This window comes from Dyadobacter sp. CY343 (assembly GCF_021390335.1).
Taxonomy (GTDB): Bacteria; Bacteroidota; Bacteroidia; order Cytophagales; family Spirosomataceae; genus Dyadobacter.
Window position 1 is genome coordinate 137,121 of sequence record NZ_JAJUXK010000006.1, and the last position, 15,827, is coordinate 152,947.

At 45.9% G+C, this 15,827-nt stretch carries 12 protein-coding genes and 1 riboswitch; of the genes, 5 read left to right on the plus strand and 7 right to left on the minus strand.

The features are described 5' to 3' along the window. Positions 1-11 precede the first annotated feature (11 nt). On the plus strand, positions 12-1,085 hold the full coding sequence (gene prfA / locus LZG94_RS20400) for a peptide chain release factor 1 (protein WP_215234954.1): 1,074 nt from the start codon (positions 12-14) through the stop codon (positions 1,083-1,085). Positions 1,086-1,089: 4 nt separating this feature from the next. Here prfA and LZG94_RS20405 read toward each other — a convergent pair whose 3' ends face one another. After that, the gene (locus tag LZG94_RS20405; RefSeq protein ID WP_233793638.1) at positions 1,090-1,650 is read right to left on the minus strand and encodes a DUF255 domain-containing protein; all 561 of its coding nucleotides are present in this window, start codon (positions 1,648-1,650) and stop codon (positions 1,090-1,092) included. Between the two features lie 87 nt (positions 1,651-1,737). Next, positions 1,738-2,670, minus strand: coding sequence for a DMT family transporter (locus LZG94_RS20410; protein ID WP_233793639.1), 933 nt, complete (start codon positions 2,668-2,670; stop codon positions 1,738-1,740). A 62-nt stretch (positions 2,671-2,732) separates the two neighbouring features. Next, positions 2,733-2,933: riboswitch (cobalamin riboswitch) on the plus strand. 76 nt (positions 2,934-3,009) lie between these two features. On the opposite strand from LZG94_RS20410, the gene LZG94_RS20415 reads away from it, so the two are divergent. Together LZG94_RS20415 and LZG94_RS20420 are read left to right on the plus strand one after the other, a co-directional pair. After that, the gene (locus LZG94_RS20415) at positions 3,010-4,935 is read left to right on the plus strand and encodes a TonB-dependent siderophore receptor (protein ID WP_233793640.1); all 1,926 of its coding nucleotides are present in this window, start codon (positions 3,010-3,012) and stop codon (positions 4,933-4,935) included. A gap of 44 nt (positions 4,936-4,979) precedes the next feature. Continuing rightward, positions 4,980-6,059, plus strand: coding sequence for a DUF5074 domain-containing protein (locus LZG94_RS20420; protein WP_233793641.1), 1,080 nt, complete (start codon positions 4,980-4,982; stop codon positions 6,057-6,059). A gap of 92 nt (positions 6,060-6,151) precedes the next feature. On the opposite strand, the gene LZG94_RS20425 is transcribed toward LZG94_RS20420, so the two are convergent. From LZG94_RS20425 to LZG94_RS20445, 5 genes are all read right to left on the minus strand, one after another. Further along, entirely contained in the window at positions 6,152-6,892 is a 741-nt protein-coding gene (locus LZG94_RS20425; protein ID WP_215234958.1) for a M48 family metallopeptidase, read from the minus strand. Between the two features lie 69 nt (positions 6,893-6,961). Then, positions 6,962-8,299, minus strand: a complete 1,338-nt coding sequence (locus tag LZG94_RS20430; RefSeq protein ID WP_215234959.1) for a DEAD/DEAH box helicase — start codon at positions 8,297-8,299, stop codon at positions 6,962-6,964. A gap of 37 nt (positions 8,300-8,336) precedes the next feature. Then, positions 8,337-9,332 carry a class 1 fructose-bisphosphatase gene (gene fbp, locus LZG94_RS20435; protein ID WP_233793642.1) on the minus strand — a complete coding sequence of 332 codons (996 nt, stop codon included), beginning with the start codon at positions 9,330-9,332 and terminating at the stop codon, positions 8,337-8,339. A 258-nt stretch (positions 9,333-9,590) separates the two neighbouring features. Further along, complete coding sequence (locus LZG94_RS20440) at positions 9,591-12,233, minus strand: valine--tRNA ligase (protein ID WP_233793643.1); 2,643 nt, start codon at positions 12,231-12,233, stop codon at positions 9,591-9,593. 78 nt (positions 12,234-12,311) lie between these two features. Next, on the minus strand, positions 12,312-14,111 hold the full coding sequence (locus LZG94_RS20445; protein ID WP_233793644.1) for a sensor histidine kinase KdpD: 1,800 nt from the start codon (positions 14,109-14,111) through the stop codon (positions 12,312-12,314). Positions 14,112-14,282: 171 nt separating this feature from the next. On the opposite strand from LZG94_RS20445, the gene LZG94_RS20450 reads away from it, so the two are divergent. Beyond that, complete coding sequence (locus LZG94_RS20450) at positions 14,283-15,092, plus strand: T9SS type A sorting domain-containing protein (RefSeq protein WP_233793645.1); 810 nt, start codon at positions 14,283-14,285, stop codon at positions 15,090-15,092. Positions 15,093-15,243: 151 nt separating this feature from the next. Beyond that, positions 15,244-15,816: an adenylate kinase gene (locus LZG94_RS20455; RefSeq protein WP_215234964.1), complete on the plus strand. Its 573-nt coding sequence runs from the start codon at positions 15,244-15,246 to the stop codon at positions 15,814-15,816. Positions 15,817-15,827 lie beyond the last annotated feature (11 nt).

Here is a 15,827-nt window from a genome sequence, read left to right on the forward strand (position 1 = left end):
ATTCAATAAAGATGATCGATAAGTTAGAAGCCATAAAAGAACGCTTTGATGAGGTTTCCCAACAAATAATTCAGCCGGAAATCGTCTCGGATTCTGCCCGTTATTCCAAAATAAGTAAAGAATATAAAGATCTCGGGAGGATCGTGGAGCATTATGAGCTTTATCTGAAACTGCAAAAGGATATTGCCGGCAACAAAGAGCTGATCGCGACTGAAAAGGACGAAGAATTACGCGATATGGCCAAGGAGGAATTGGATGACCTGACTCCTAAATTGGAAGCAGTTGAACAGGCTATCAAGGAGTTACTTATTCCAAAAGACCCGAATGACAGCAGAAATATTATCCTGGAAGTTCGCGGGGGTACCGGCGGTGACGAAGCGGCTATTTTCGCAGGAGACCTATTCCGTATGTACCAGCGTTTTTTCGAAAAGATGGGCTGGCGCTCGTCTATTATGGATTTTACCGAAGGCTCCAACGGCGGCTACAAAGAGATTATCTGCAAAGTAGAAGGCGAGGATGTGTATGGAAAAATGAAGTTTGAATCGGGTGTGCACCGGGTTCAGCGTGTTCCGCAGACTGAATCGCAGGGACGTATCCATACCTCAGCAGCGTCGGTGGCGGTATTGCCTGAGGCGGAAGAAGTGGATGTGCAGATCAATATGAACGATGTGAGGGTTGATACTTTTCAATCGTCGGGTGCGGGTGGACAATCTGTTAACACTACTTATTCTGCGGTTCGACTTACCCACATTCCGTCGGGTTTGGTTGTGAGTTGCCAGGATGAACGTTCGCAGCTCAAAAACAAGGATCGTGCATTGAGCGTTTTGCGTTCAAGGTTGTATGAGATCAAGCTGAAAGAGCATAATGATGCAATCAGTTCGCAGCGGAAATCAATGGTAGGGAGCGGCGACCGGTCCGACAAAATACGCACTTATAACTATCCCCAAAGCCGCATTACGGACCACCGGATCGGGTACACGGTTTACAATCTCCCTGCGGTAATGGAAGGAGATATTGCCGAATTTATCGAAAGACTGCGTATCGCAGAAAATGCTGAGCGGATGCAGGAAGGGGAAACGGTTTAAAGCTTTACTTCGCCCGGTACTTCTCTTTATACGTCTTGGCCTTGTAGTTTTCGAAGTCTTCTTTTTTGTAAAAATCCTCCCCGAAAAAAGTGATTACTTCATGGAATTCTTTGGGTTTCATGTAGCCGGGAAGGGGCTGGATCATATTGAATTGATCGTCGAGGAAGACCGTTGTTGGATAGCTGGGCTGATTATTCGTGAGCGCCAGTGCAATTTGATTAATACCTTTTGCGCCCTGCGGAAGGAATTCGAATTTTTTATCGCCTAAAATGATCGTCTTCTTTTGCTCCGCATCGAGCTTCACCGCGTAGTAATTTGCGTTGACATATTCGACGATAGCCTTATTTTTAAAAGTTTCCCTATCCATTACCTTGCACCAGCCGCACCAGTCGGTATACAAATCAATCATCACCTTCTTGGGCTCTTTTTTGATCTTTTCGTAAGCTTCTTCGATCGTGATCCAATTGATCTGATCGGCATTACGCGTTAGGGAATCAGACTTAAAACCAGTCGAAGTCAATATAACAACTACGAAAAGAATGGTACTTGTGATGAAGTTTTTCATGCTATTTTATTTTGATCTGCTAACAAAAAACAGTTCACACTATTTGGCCAACTTACTAATAAATTGAAAGTGAGCAAAATAAATTCACTATTTCACAGCCACCTTTTGTTTTTGCTTCGCGAAGGATATTAAAATACCTCCGCCAACAATTAGCAGCATACCAATCAACATGGAAACGGACGGGAAAGATTCACCCATTAAAAATCCGATCAAAACCGAAAACAATATATTGGAGTAACCGATTGCCGCCACCCTACCCGCTTTATCGTGGGTAAAAGATTGGGTAAGCATTTTCTGACCCATTAATGCAGTCAATCCCAAAGCCAGAAAACCCAGCCATTGAAATGCATTGTCAGGCCATTTAAAAGTGCCGATCAGAAAGTCCAGGTTCTCCATTGGATAGTAAGTTCCTACCAGCATGGATATGACCGGCATGACAATTCCGCTCAGCATAAAAGACAAAATGATCGCCCGCGTATCGTACACAAGTCCAAGCTGGCGGATGGACAAATAGGAAACGGCTGTGAGCAGCGCATTACCTAGCCCCAGAGCGTTGTCGCGGAGTGAAATCGAAAGATCGGGCCGGAATACGAAGAGAATTCCCGCAAAGCCAATAAAAATCGCAAGCCACTCGCGCGGATTCAAAGTTTCGCCAATGAGCAGCCAGGAAAACAGCGCCAAAAAAATCGGGTAAGTGTATTGGTAAGTCGACGCCCGGCCTAATCCCAGCGTTTGAATCGCATAAAAAAGCATATAAAGCGACAGCGTACCCACTACCCCGCGAAAAATAAGCAGCCCCAGCTTCCCGCCCTCCTGGATCAGCGGTCGTTTCCAGATACTCGTCGCCACGAAGACCACGCCAACGATATTTCTGAAAAATACCAGCTGTACAATATGAAATTCACGGCCCAGCCACTTCGAAATCGCAGAAGTGAGCGCAAAGAAAAAAGCCGCGCCGAGCATCAGGTAAATGCCTTTGAGGGGAGCGTCAGCCGGGAGAATTTCAGGTTTCGAAGTCAACAAATTACATTTTGGGCAAAGATAAGCGATAACGCGACCCATAATTAAATGAATGCGAATAGCTACCTTTGCCAGCGTTTGGTGCCCGCAGCGATTTCAAAATTGCTTTTGTGGCTTAATAGGGAATTCCGTCAAAACCGGAAGCTGTCCCCGCAACTGTAAGTCTGCTATATTGACCTGATCTTCAAAGCCACTGTGTAAAAACGGGAAGGCGCAGGAACAAAAGACGAGCCAGGAGACCTGCCAGAACAATTAGATCTGAATGCTTTCGGAGGAAAAGCAAAAAGGCGGTTAGCTATCGTGAGGAGTATCTAAGTGACTGTTTATCAAAAGTTTGTATTGTTTGTTACCTTGACAGCGGGTGCGCTTTTGTCAGGAAATAGTTATGCGCAAACTGACTCTGTTTCGCTGGAACCGGTCAATATCAAAGGTTTTGTTCCCGAAAAATTCATGAGCGGTTTAAAAATACAACAGATCGACTCGGCTATTCTTTACACTTACAAGTTCCAGAATATCAGCGAACTACTGTCCGTTTTTACGCCTATCGCATTCAATAAATATGGGCCAGGACAACTGACGACAGCTTTTTTTCGGGGTACCTCCGCAAATCACACGGCTGTTCTGTGGAACGGTTTGAATATCAATTCCCCGATCCTGGGACAAACCGATTTCTCGACCATTCCCGTCGCAGGATTCGATGCAATGTCGGTCCAGTTTGGTTCGGCTTCAAGTATTGTGGGTACGGATGCGGTTGGCGGGAGTATTCTTTTGAGCAGCATTCCCCAAAATCAGACAAACGAAGCTTCCGTAGCAGGCCAGATCGAAAGTTTTGACAATTACCAGATGCAATTAGCCGCCAGGTATCATTCGGTTTTAAATGAAAAATGGAGCATTTCGGGAAAAACGAGCGGCTATTTCAATCGGATGAACAACCATTTTCCTTACCGGGAAAGAAGGGAATATGCATTGCTGCCGGCGGAGGCCGATCAAAAAGGATTGATACAGGATATATTTCTGACTTCCAAAAATGACCAGGAAATTTCCGCACACGTGTGGCTTACTGGTAATAAACTAGTCACGTCGCCCGCAAATCTGGTCGGCCGCGAGCTCACACTTACGGAAGCTTACCGGACCATGTTGCGTTACCGCATTCGCGATCTGACCTTACGGACTGCGTGGGTCCGCGACGTGATTGACTATGCAAAAGGTGATTTTGAGAATGTTGATCACGCGGTTACAGACAAGTTTTCCACGCGCGCCGAGCAGGATTTCACTTGGAATTTGAATAATCTGGGAAGCAATATATATATAAAGGCCGGGGCCGAATGGACGCATTACCGCACCAGTGTGGCGGGCTATGAAAAACCTCTTATCACCGAAGATCGCGCGGATATTTTCCTGCTCACTCGCTGGCAGGCCAACCGGCGGCTCGTGGTTTCTCTTAATCTGAGACAAGCATTGGTTACCGGATACAATCCACCGTTTACGCCTTCAATAGGATCTGAATATCAGCTATTTCAAAGAAATTCTTATCAACTAAAACTGAAAGGCTCTCTGGCCAGAAGCTACCGCGTGCCCACACTGAATGAACGCTACTGGGCAGTTCTGGGTAATCCGGATATTAAACCCGAAAGTGGCTGGAATAAGGAGATTGGTTTAGAGCAAAGTTTAAAAAGCACATTTGGGGACGTTTTTACAGCTTCCATCACGGGTTACCATAATCGCGTGAAAGACTGGACTTACTGGAATCCGACGAAAAATTACCGGGTCGAGAATTTGCAGCAGGTACTCGCCCGCGGACTTGAACTGCAACTCAGCTGGCGACGGGATTTCGGCGCTGCAAAGTCCGGCCTGAACTTCAATTATGCATGGAATAAAAGTGTACAGGAAAAAGCTTACGACGCCTATTCGGTGGATGTGATTGGAAAACAATTGCGTTTTGTACCACTTCACAGTGCGGGTTTGAATACTTTTTTTCAATACAAAAATATGAGATTAACTGCTCAGGTTCAGTCTGTTGGTAAGCGTTACATTACTTTCGACAATTCTACGTTTCTGAAAGAATATGCATTGGTACACCTGATCGGGGAGGTAACGATTCCGTTATCTGCGGTATATTTGCGGGTTCAGGGGCAGATTAATAATGTTTCGAATACCTTTTATCTCAATACCCAAAACAACGCAATGCCCGGAAGAAGCTTCGCTATTAATATGGTAGCTGCGTTTCGGAAAGGTCCGAAAAGGCTTCCGATCCTGGAAAATTAAACGAGCGATTTCGCATTATTACTTTTTACATAAATTCAATTAAGATGAAAAAACAATTATCGGGACTTCTATTCTTCGCAGCATTTTCCGTGCTGGTCTCGTCCTGTGAGCAAAGCGACCCCGAACCAAAAGGCGATTATACAGCTGGCGTTTTCGTGTTGAACGAAGGCAATTTTTTCCAGAATAACGGCGCAGTATCCTTCTTCACACGGGAGCAAACCACAGCTGATCCGGACATATTTTCAAAAGTAAACGGCTCGGCATTAACCGGCGGCGTGCAGGGTTATGCGGCAATCGGCGAGCAAGGCGTGATCCTTGTCGACAATGCAAATGCGGGAATGGACAAAGTTGAATTTGTCAACAGCAATACCTTTCAACGTCAGGGAACAATTGGCGCGCCGGATATCGAAAACCCGCGCGAAGTAGTGGTAGCAGGCAATAAAGCGTATGTTTCCTGCTGGGGAAGCAATGCGGATTACACCTATGCAACCGGTTATATCGCAATTATTGACCTGAATACAAAAAAGGTAACCAAAAAAATAAACATCGCCAGCGGCCCTGAAAACATGGTATTTGCAAGCGGCAAATTGTTTGTAGGAACAGTGTCTGATGGTGGTGGAAAAACACTGACTGTTATTGACGCAGCGACCGAAACCATCGCGAAACCAATCGTGCTCGACGGTTCAGTTACGCCGATCGGTCTCGATGCAAACGGGAAATTATGGGTAGGCGCAGGATTGAAAGCAGTACGCATTGATCCGGCCAGTTATGCAGTTGAAAATACGCTTACGATTAGTGCTGACAGCAGGAAATTCGCAGGTCATTTTGCATTTACGTCGGATTTGAAATCTGTGGTTTATAACCTATCCTATTATGATGCCAACTTTGTGGCGCACGGCGAAACCTACAAATTCGGGATTGCAGATACCCAGATCAGCCTGGCGACCCCGTTGATCAAACGCGTATTCACAGGATTGGCGGTTGATCCGTCGCAAGGATTGATCTACGCAGGAGTTACCCCATCTTATGCGCAGGCAGGATACGCAGTACGCTACCGCGCCGACGGTACGCTTGTGGATTCTATTAAAGTGAATGTAGCTCCTACCGGTTTCTTTTTTAAGTAAAAGTTGAGGACCAGAATTGAGTTCTTGAACATTAAAAAAGCCTTCCCCCGCATTGGAGAAGGCTTTTTAATATATTGATACCTGAATTAAAGCTACTTAAAGAACCCTTGCGGATCCGGCAACTTGGCTTTCAATAGCTCTACAAATTCAAAATTCATTTGAGACAGATCTAAAACGCGGCCTTTGTGCAGATACTCCCAAGCTTTGTCGAGCTCATTCAGGTTATAATGGAGCAGCGACAGGTTATATTGACCCAGAGCGTACGTTGAATCGATCGTCATCGCGTGTTTCAGCAATTCTCCGGCTTCGTCCAGTTCTTCCTTTCGGCTTGTGATCGCATATAATTTCAGATCGACGGTCGATAAGTCAACGAGCAGCGGCACATTGTCGCCCTGCAAACTGATTCCTTTGCTAAGCATTCGCTTTGCATCCACCCAGTTTTCCCTTTGATAGGACACTACGCCCAAACCCCAATAGGCTTCGACATTTTTGTCATTCAAAAGGTGCGCAAGATTAAAACGGTAGCAGGCAGTGTCCAACGAACCTTCCTGGAGATATTCCCAGGCACGGGCAGTGAAAAAGCTGCTGGCCTCGGGGCGGCTGGAAAAAGACTTGTCGCATTCACTCAGGAATTTAATCTCTTCGTCGATTTGCTCAGAGGTTTTACTAACTTCTCCGAACAATGGAAGTACGCGTCTTTCCTTTAATTCTAATGGTTTTTTTTGAGCTGCATTCGTATCCGAGCTGTGCGCGGCGCTCGCAAGTTGCGTGTTTTGAGCCAGGCCGAATACAGGTATTAACACCGCAAGCCAAACAAAAACAGATTCTTTCATATGTAACTTAAATAGAGAAACAGGTTTTCTATTGTCCAAGTTAAACGGATTTATTTAGAATGTATTGCATTATTTCCGTTTACTTCGCCCGCCAGAACCTTTGCGTTTTGAGACTCCACGGCCAGTTGCTTTCGGGCTGTTATGGAAAGTTTTCTTCTTCTCGTGGAATGCGCCAAGAAACGTAGGATCCTCTTTCCGCTTCTGATTATCGATCTCCCGAAGCATATCCTGCCGCTCAGGAGCCGGTGTTGACGCTATTTCAAGTTCCTCCGGCAGCTCTTCCCTCGGGATCTCCATCCGTATGATTTTCTCGATTTTGCGAATATGATACTCATCCGCCATCGTCATAAAAGTGATCGCCTCGCCGATCTTGTTGGCCCTGCCCGTCCGACCGATCCGGTGCACGTAATCTTCGTAGATAAGCGGCACATCGAAGTTGATCACGTGGCTCACTTCTGTAATATCAATCCCCCTGGCCACCACATCTGTCGCCACCAAAACGCGCACTGAGCCGGCCCGAAATGCTTCCATCGCATTGATCCGCGTGTTCTGACCTTTATTTGCATGTATTACCTTCAATTCACTTTCACGGACTACCCTATTGAGCAGATTATCGTGAACAAGCCCGGCAACTTCTCTGCTTCTCGTGAATATCAAAACCCGGTTAAAATCCTCGCGGGTTTGCAGGAAATAGGTTAGCAGATTGATTTTTGTACGAAAATTGGGGACTTCATATAAAGTCTGAGAGACCATTTCGGCGGTGGTAGCCTGCGGAGTAACTTCAATTCGCGTAGGAAATTCAAGGAACTCGTGCGACAGCCGCTCTACCTTTTCCGAGAATGTAGCCGAAAAAAGCATATTCTGTCTCTTAGTCGGTATGATTTCAAGGAGCTTCCGGATCTGCGGCATAAAGCCCATATCCATCATTTTGTCCGCCTCGTCGAGCACCATCACATTCAAATGCTTCACCACGATCTCTTCCTGAAAATACAGGTCCATAAACCTGCCCGGCGTGGCCACAATAATATCGACGCCTTTGCGCAAATTCTCGATTTGCGTTTTTGGCCCCACACCGCCGTACAATACGACTGTGCGGATATCTGTATACTTGGCCAATTGCGTGATAGCCTCAGAAATCTGCATAGCGAGCTCCCGGGTAGGTGCCATAATCAGCGCACGCGGATGTTCGCCCTGTGCATATTTAATGCGCATTAATAGTGGCAAGGAGTAAGCTGCCGTTTTTCCTGTTCCGGTTTGGGCAATGCCTAATATATCCTGTCCAGCCAATGCAAGCGGGATCGCCTGCTCCTGAATAGGGGTCGGTTCTGTATAACCTGCTTCTTCAATTGCATTCAGTAATTGACGGTTGAGCTTGAATTGCTCGAAAGTGTTTTGCGTAGTCTGCATCGCGCAAAGTTACGAAAACTAATACAGTAGCGGGCTTTCAGGCTTTTACTACTGCATCAACCATTTCTATGGAACCAATATAAACGGGGGATCTCTGGTGAAATGAAGTGGGTATAATGTCGAGAATGCAGCCAAATCCGTCGCTCGCTTTCCCGCCCGATTGTTCTATAATAAATGCGAGTGGATAGCATTCGTAGAGCAGCCGCAGCTTTCCTTTCGGATCTTTTTTGGTAGAGGGATAAAGGTAAATGCCTCCTTTGAGCAGGTTTCTGTGAAAATCTCCCACAAGCGAACCGATGTAACGCGCACTAAGATTTTTCACTTTGCACTGACCAATATAGTTCTGGACAAATGCAGGGTAACTATGAAAATGTCCTTCATTAACCGAATAAATACTGCCTTTCGCCGGTGAGCAAATGTTTTTGTGTGATAAAATAAATTCACCTAGCGAGTGATCAAACGTAAATCCATTCACTCCGTCTCCGGTGGAGTAAACGAGCATCGTTGAAGATCCGTACAAAATATAACCTGCGGCAACCTGTTTGCGGCCGCCCTGCAAAAAATCGTCGATCGAAGCTGGTCCGTTAATCGGGGTTACCCTTCTGTAAATCGAGAATATGGTACCGATCGACACATTGACGTCGATATTGGAAGAGCCGTCGAGCGGGTCCATCGCTACCACATATTTCCCATGGTTATTTCCTGTATGAATAATATCCTCATCTTCCTCCGAGAGGATCGCACAAACCTCCCCTCCATTTTTCAAAGCTCTTATAAAACGGATATTCGCCACTATATCGAGCTTCTGCTGATTTTCACCCTGCACATTTTCAGTACCATTTCCACCAGCAATATCCACCAGACCCGCCCTGTTAATTTCCCTGTTGATGATCTTTCCAGCTAATGCAATATCCCGCAAAAGTTGTGAAAGTTCGCCGGTCGCGTAGGGAAATGCACTTTGACTGTGCATAATGAATCGATCGAGCGTCACACCAACCGGCAATGCAAGTTCCTGGGCAGTTTTGGTATCCATAGTCGCTGGGAGATATTTGAATAATGAAATCTACGCCTTCATTTTCTACAATTCAATGTCTCTTAACTAATAAAATATTTTAATAATTGAATATAATTTTCTCTCAATTAAATAATCGTTTTATCCTAAGGGTGAACGATTTAGATGGTCGTCGCCTTGCACTTTCTTTACAACTGGTATCTCGAAACCGCCAATATATTCCAACAAAAAGGCACAGCGCTTTCGCACTGTGCCGAACTCTATTCTTATTTCAAAGGACTAACCCAATCTGGCCAGCGCTTCTTTTAAAGTCTCGATTTTCGCTTCTGCGTCCGCTTGTTTCTGTCTTTCTTTTTCAACCACATCACCCTTTGCATTCTGCACGAAACGTTCGTTTGACAGCTTTTTCAAAACCGAATCCAGAAATCCCTGCGTGTAACCCAGTTCTCTTTCCAGATTTTCCTTTTCAGATTCTACATCCACTTCATCCGCCAGGTTTACAAAAAACTCGTCGGACTTCACCCGGAACGAAGTTCCTTCGCCTTCTTCGGTTACATAGCTGATACCTTCCACATTGGCCAGCTTCACGATCAGACTTTCAAGTGTCTGGTAACGTTCCTTCGAATCCGTACGGATCGCCAGCGGAAGCGCGACTTTGGGACTGATCCCCTTTGTATTCCTGATATTGCGAACCGACGAAACCAGCTCAAAAAGAATCTCAAAATCATTCAGCAGCGACTGATCGATATCCAGCGCTTTCGGGAAATTGGCAATGCAAATGGAATCGTTTGCTGGGCGCTCGATGATATTCTGCCAGATTTCTTCCGAGATAAATGGCATGAATGGATGTAACAACCGCATTAACCGGTCGAAGAAATCGAGAGTAGAATCGTAGGTATCGACGTCGATCGGCTGCTCGAAACCGGGCTTGATCATTTCCAGGTACTGCGCGCAGAAATCGTCCCAGATCAGTTTGTAAACCGCATTCAATGCATCTGAAATCCGGAATTTGGAAAAATGGTCCTGCACTTCTTCCAGCGTCTGGTTCAGCTTGCTTTCAAACCACCTTACCGCAATCTGCGATCCTTCGGGAGCGGCCAGTCCGCTATCAATCGTCCAGCCTTTTACCAGCCTGAATGCATTCCATATTTTATTTCCAAAATTCCTTCCCTGCTCCACCAACTTATCGTCGTAAGGCAGATCGTTCCCTGCCTGCGAGCTGAAAAGCATTCCTGTGCGGATACTATCTGCACCATATTGATTGATCAGGTCGATCGGGTCAGGCGAGTTACCAAGTGACTTGGACATTTTCCGGCCTTGCTTATCCCGCACAATACCAGTGAGATACACATTTTTGAAAGGATACTGACCTTTATATTCATAACCCGCGATGATCATCCTCGCAACCCAGAAAAACAGGATTTCGGGCGCAGTAACCAGATCATTTGTAGGGTAATAGTAATTTACATCCTCATTATCAGGCTCTTTGATCCCGTTAAATACCGAGATCGGCCACAGCCATGATGAAAACCACGTATCAAGTACGTCGGGATCCTGGGTAAGATCTTCTTCCGTCAATGCAAAAAGCTGGTATTCGTGCTGCGCCTTGCGCAATGCTTCCCGTTTCGATTTCGCGATAATTACCGTCCCGTCGTTGAGGTAGTAGGCAGGAATGCGGTGGCCCCACCAAAGCTGGCGGCTGATATTCCAGTCGCGTACATTCTCCATCCAGTGCCGGTAAGTGTTCTTGAATTTGGCAGGAATCAGCTGAACTGTATCGTTCATTACATTGTCCAATGCAGGTTTGCTGATCTTCTCCATTTTGAGGAACCACTGCTCCGAAAGCCGCGGCTCGATCACCGCATTCGTCCGCTCCGAGTGGCCGACATTAGACTTATATTCTTCTGTTTTAACCAGATTACCTGATTCTTCAAGCAGCTTAATAATCTTTTTGCGCGCTACAAATCGATCTTCGCCCACCAATATCTGCGCCTTTTCGTTCAACGTACCGTTTTCATTCAACAGGTCGATAATCGGCAGATTATGTCTTTTACCCAATTCATAATCATTGGTATCATGCGCCGGTGTCACTTTCAGGCAGCCGGTACCGAACTCCATTTCCACATATTCATCCGCAATAATCGGAATAGCGCGATTGATCAGCGGAATCAGCACTTTCTTTCCTATCAAATGCTGGTAACGCTCATCGTTTGGATTCACACAAATCGCCACATCTGCCATAATCGTCTCCGGCCGCGTAGTAGCAATCACAACCCCTTCCTCCATACTTCCTTCGCCATTCTCGCCTAACAAAGGATATTTAAGATAAACCAATCGCTGATTCACCTCTTTCATAATCACCTCTTCGTCGGAAACGGTCGTTTGCGCCTGTGGGTCCCAGTTTACCATCCGGTGGCCGCGGTATATTTCACCCTTATTATATAGGTCAATAAAAACGTCGATCACCGAATCGTACAAGTCGGGCTCCATTGTGAAACGGGTACGGTCCCAGTCGCAGGAAGCGCCGAGTTTGCGCAATTGTTTCAGGATAATGCCGCCGTATTTGTGCGTCCATTCCCAGCAGTATTCAAGAAATTCGTCCCGGGTGAGATCCTTCTTGTTGATCCCTTTTTCTTTGAGCATTGCAACTACTTTGGCTTCGGTAGCAATAGAAGCGTGGTCGGTGCCGGGTACCCAGCAGGCTTCCTTTCCTTCCATTCTCGCCTTGCGGACCAAAATATCCTGGATCGTATTATTGAGCATGTGCCCCATATGCAGCACGCCGGTCACATTGGGCGGAGGGATTACAATCGTATAAGGCTCCTTGTCAGGATTTGGCTTGGAGCTGAAAAACTTGTTATCGATCCAATAGGAATACCATTTGTCCTCAATTTCCTGGGGAGCGTATGTTTTGGAAATCATTGTGTAGTCAGAAATTTACCTTAACCGGCAGTTGCTTCAATGTAAAAGCAGGCAAGTTAGGATTTGCAGCGGATATTTCTAAGCGATCGCCGCTTTGCTTAACGGGAGCCAAACCGTGAAAATACTGCCTTCACCGGGTTTGCTTTGCACATTTACCGTACCCTCGTGCGCCTCTACCATTTTCTTTACATAACTTAATCCCAGCCCGAAACCTTTCACATCGTGGACATTTCCGGTAGGTACCCGGTAGAATGTGTCAAAGATCCGGTGCTGCTGGTCGCGCGTCATACCGATCCCTTTGTCGGCGATAGAGATCGCAATACCGTCGTTTTCGTTCCAGGTTTTTACTGCAAGATGCAGTTTCTCAGGCGAGTACTTAATTGCATTGTCGACCAGATTGTTGAGTATGTTCGAGATATGCACTTCGTCTGCCGACACAATTTCATCGACCGCCTCGAAGTCGAGATCCACTTCCCCATCTTTCTGCTCAATCTGCACACTTTGTCCGTTCAGTACCTTGCCGATCAGGTCGTGAATATTCGCTTCACTGATTTTCAGTTTCACGTGCCCTTTGTCCAGCAGCGCCATTTGCAGTACTTTCTCGACGTGGGTACCCAGCCGGCGGTTTTCTTCTTTAATAATACCCAAATACCTGTCCAGCCGCGGACTACCGCCCTGAGGCAGGCTCGCCGAATTCTCATGCGCCATTTCCGCAGCCAATGCGATAGTTGAAATCGGCGTTTTGAACTCGTGGGTCATATTATTGATAAAATCGTTTTTAATATCCGACAGCTTTTTCTGGCGCAAAATCGTAGTGACCGCCATATAAAAACACGCCATTACTACCAATATCAATACCCCGGACCCGCCGAACATCACGCCCATATTGCTCAGGATATATCGCTGCTGGTCAGGAAAATAGACGTATAGCGCGCTTTGGGTATTGAAGGTTTCGTTGGGGAAAAGCGCCGCTTTGTAGGATATCTGCTCCCAGTCGCCCGGGCGCATACTGGCAGTCGAAAATATCAGACTATCATTCGACTGGCCGCGCACCGCAAACTCATAGGGTAATGTGATCCCGTTTTGTATTAATTGTTTTTTAAGCAAAGTATCCAGCAAAAACCGGTTTACGCGCTGTTCAATAGGTCTTTTAGTATAAATGAAATCCTTCATTACCTCCTTCAAAAGCTCCGCACGGTCGGGTTCGGTATTAGAGGCTATCTTATTCTTTTGGGCGTTTTTACCGTTTCGTGGCAGGGCTACTTTCCGGTTGGCAGCCGCTCCTGATCCGGAATCACGGGCGGGTTTTCTTAACTCAGAATCGTAGATACCACGAAATGCATTGCCGAGCCGTTTTTCATCGTCCATCCGCCTCCGCATAAACTCGTCGATACCGACCATTCCATATTGCTGGGCCTGGAAAAACTCTTCCATGATCCGCTGCTGGTGGTCGACCATAATGCGAAAATTCGGACTCAAAACGTCAGTAGGTACCGCCTCTGTAATGATCTGGTAATGAATTTCCTCCCCATTCGGGCCAATTGCGATTTCCATTTTTGGTTGAACGCGTACAACCTGTTCGGGCTGCGCCTCGACTTTTTTAGGGGCAGTTTTTTTAATGGGCATATCGCGCAGCTGGGCGATCCTGTCGAGCTTGCTTTTTTGCTGCTCTGCTTCGATCCTTCTTTGCAGCAAATGCATCATTTCCTGCTTTTCAAGCCGGTGTACCACTTCCTGTACCGACTCCGACACCTTTTGATTAAACTGATCGTGCCGGATCGAAATAGCCTCCCGGATCCAATACCACTGAAACCCGATCAGCCCGATCAGCGCAATGCACATTAACCCTACTATGATCTGTATTTTCCGCTTACTCATAAATTTTCATTTCTCCGGTGCAACGCCCTCAGCCTTTTCACCGACATTCTTGCCGAAAACAAATTTAAGATATCCGGCTGTGCCGACTGGCCTTTTAACATTATTTAACAACGGTTAAAAAGGGTTTCTTATATTATTGTAAATCATTCATACACATAACAAAACGCATATATGAAAGCTATTTTCTTGTCAAAACTCACCTTCTCGCTATTGCTGATTTCGGCAGTAACAGTTGGTACCGCCTCCGCCCAATCTGACAAAACGACCAAATCAGAAAAGAAGGAGCGAAAGTCGCAAATCCACATTCGTGTAACAGAAGAGGAGGATGGAAAAACGAAGGATATTGAGAAAAGTTACGAAGTAGGTGCAATGACCAGCGAAGAGCGCGACAAGTTTGTAGAAAAAGTGCTGGACTCGCTGGGCGTTGATAAAAAGAAAAAACAGACGATTTCGATCACGATGGACGATGGAGATACCGATGTGCTTATCGCTAAAAAACGCAGGAAAGCAATCATAGATCACCGCGACGACCGCGAACCCCTCGCATTTCACTGGGATAATGATTTTTCCTACGATTTCAATTTTGATACAGAAAAGCTGCGTAACAATATGCGGAGTTTCGAAAGAGAAATGCGGCCGAAAGCGAAAGTGTTTATGCGGGATATGGAGGATTTTGGAAAGAACCTCGGAGAGGTTTGGGAAAAGGAAGTGATGAAACCTGCGAGTGTCCGATCTTTGAATGTTTATGCTAATAATCCGGACAACGGAATGCTCAATTTAAGATTCAGCGTTCCTGAGAAAGGCGACGTAAACATCACTGTTACAGATACTAAGGGGAAAGAAGTCGGCTCCAAATCGATTAAGGATTTTGAAGGGGAATTCGTGGGCCAGATCGAATTGAAGAAAAATACAAAAGGCACGCTTTTCGTCACAGTAGTACAAAACGAAGATGGTACCGTAAAGCGTATTGTGGTACCGTAACAGGCACATTTCAGGTAGTAATCCCCTTAATTAGAAATATTAAGGGGATTTTTTATTTGTAAATTTTGCTAGACAATTAGGCTGACATCTAGTAAGAATTGTAAATTTGCCTAAAACCACCAAAGACTGCGACATCAATTTCCAGAGCAATATGCTGAATCTTATACTGTTTGGCCCTCCGGGTGCGGGGAAAGGTACCCAAAGTGAAAAAATCATCGCGAAGTACAATTTGATCCATCTTTCGACCGGAGATCTGCTCCGTTCAGAAATTCAAGCCGGGTCAGAATTGGGTTTAAAAGCCAAAACTTTAATGGATCAGGGTATTCTGGTGCCGGATGAAGTGGTGATCGGAATGATCGATAACAAGCTGAAAGAGCATCGCGATGCAGCAGGTTTCATTTTTGATGGTTTTCCAAGAACAGTAAAACAATCGGAAGCGCTGGACAATTTGCTGGCTCGCTATAATGAGAGCATTTCTGTGATGGTCGCATTGGTGGTAGATGATAATGAACTGCTTGCAAGACTGCTGAACAGGGGCAAAACCTCCGGCCGGCCAGACGATCAGAATGAAGAACTGATTACAAAACGTATTCAGGAATATAATAACAAAACCCGCCCGGTAGCAGATTACTATCAGGAACAGGGTAAGTTTGTAGCAGTTAACGGAATCGGGGATATCGAATTAATTTTCGGTGAAATTACAAAAGCCATTTCGGCGGCGTAATTTGAATTTGC

Coding starts and splice junctions, on each gene's coding strand:
- LZG94_RS20405 (WP_233793638.1), bottom strand. CDS start 1,650: ATGAAAAACTTCATCACAAGTACCATTCTTTTCGTAGTTGTTATATTG.
- LZG94_RS20420 (WP_233793641.1), top strand. CDS start 4,980: ATGAAAAAACAATTATCGGGACTTCTATTCTTCGCAGCATTTTCCGTG.
- LZG94_RS20455 (WP_215234964.1), top strand. CDS start 15,244: ATGCTGAATCTTATACTGTTTGGCCCTCCGGGTGCGGGGAAAGGTACC.
- LZG94_RS20430 (WP_215234959.1), bottom strand. CDS start 8,299: ATGCAGACTACGCAAAACACTTTCGAGCAATTCAAGCTCAACCGTCAA.
- LZG94_RS20425 (WP_215234958.1), bottom strand. CDS start 6,892: ATGAAAGAATCTGTTTTTGTTTGGCTTGCGGTGTTAATACCTGTATTC.
- LZG94_RS20440 (WP_233793643.1), bottom strand. CDS start 12,233: ATGATTTCCAAAACATACGCTCCCCAGGAAATTGAGGACAAATGGTAT.
- prfA (WP_215234954.1), top strand. CDS start 12: ATGATCGATAAGTTAGAAGCCATAAAAGAACGCTTTGATGAGGTTTCC.
- LZG94_RS20445 (WP_233793644.1), bottom strand. CDS start 14,111: ATGAGTAAGCGGAAAATACAGATCATAGTAGGGTTAATGTGCATTGCG.
- fbp (WP_233793642.1), bottom strand. CDS start 9,332: ATGGATACCAAAACTGCCCAGGAACTTGCATTGCCGGTTGGTGTGACG.
- LZG94_RS20450 (WP_233793645.1), top strand. CDS start 14,283: ATGAAAGCTATTTTCTTGTCAAAACTCACCTTCTCGCTATTGCTGATT.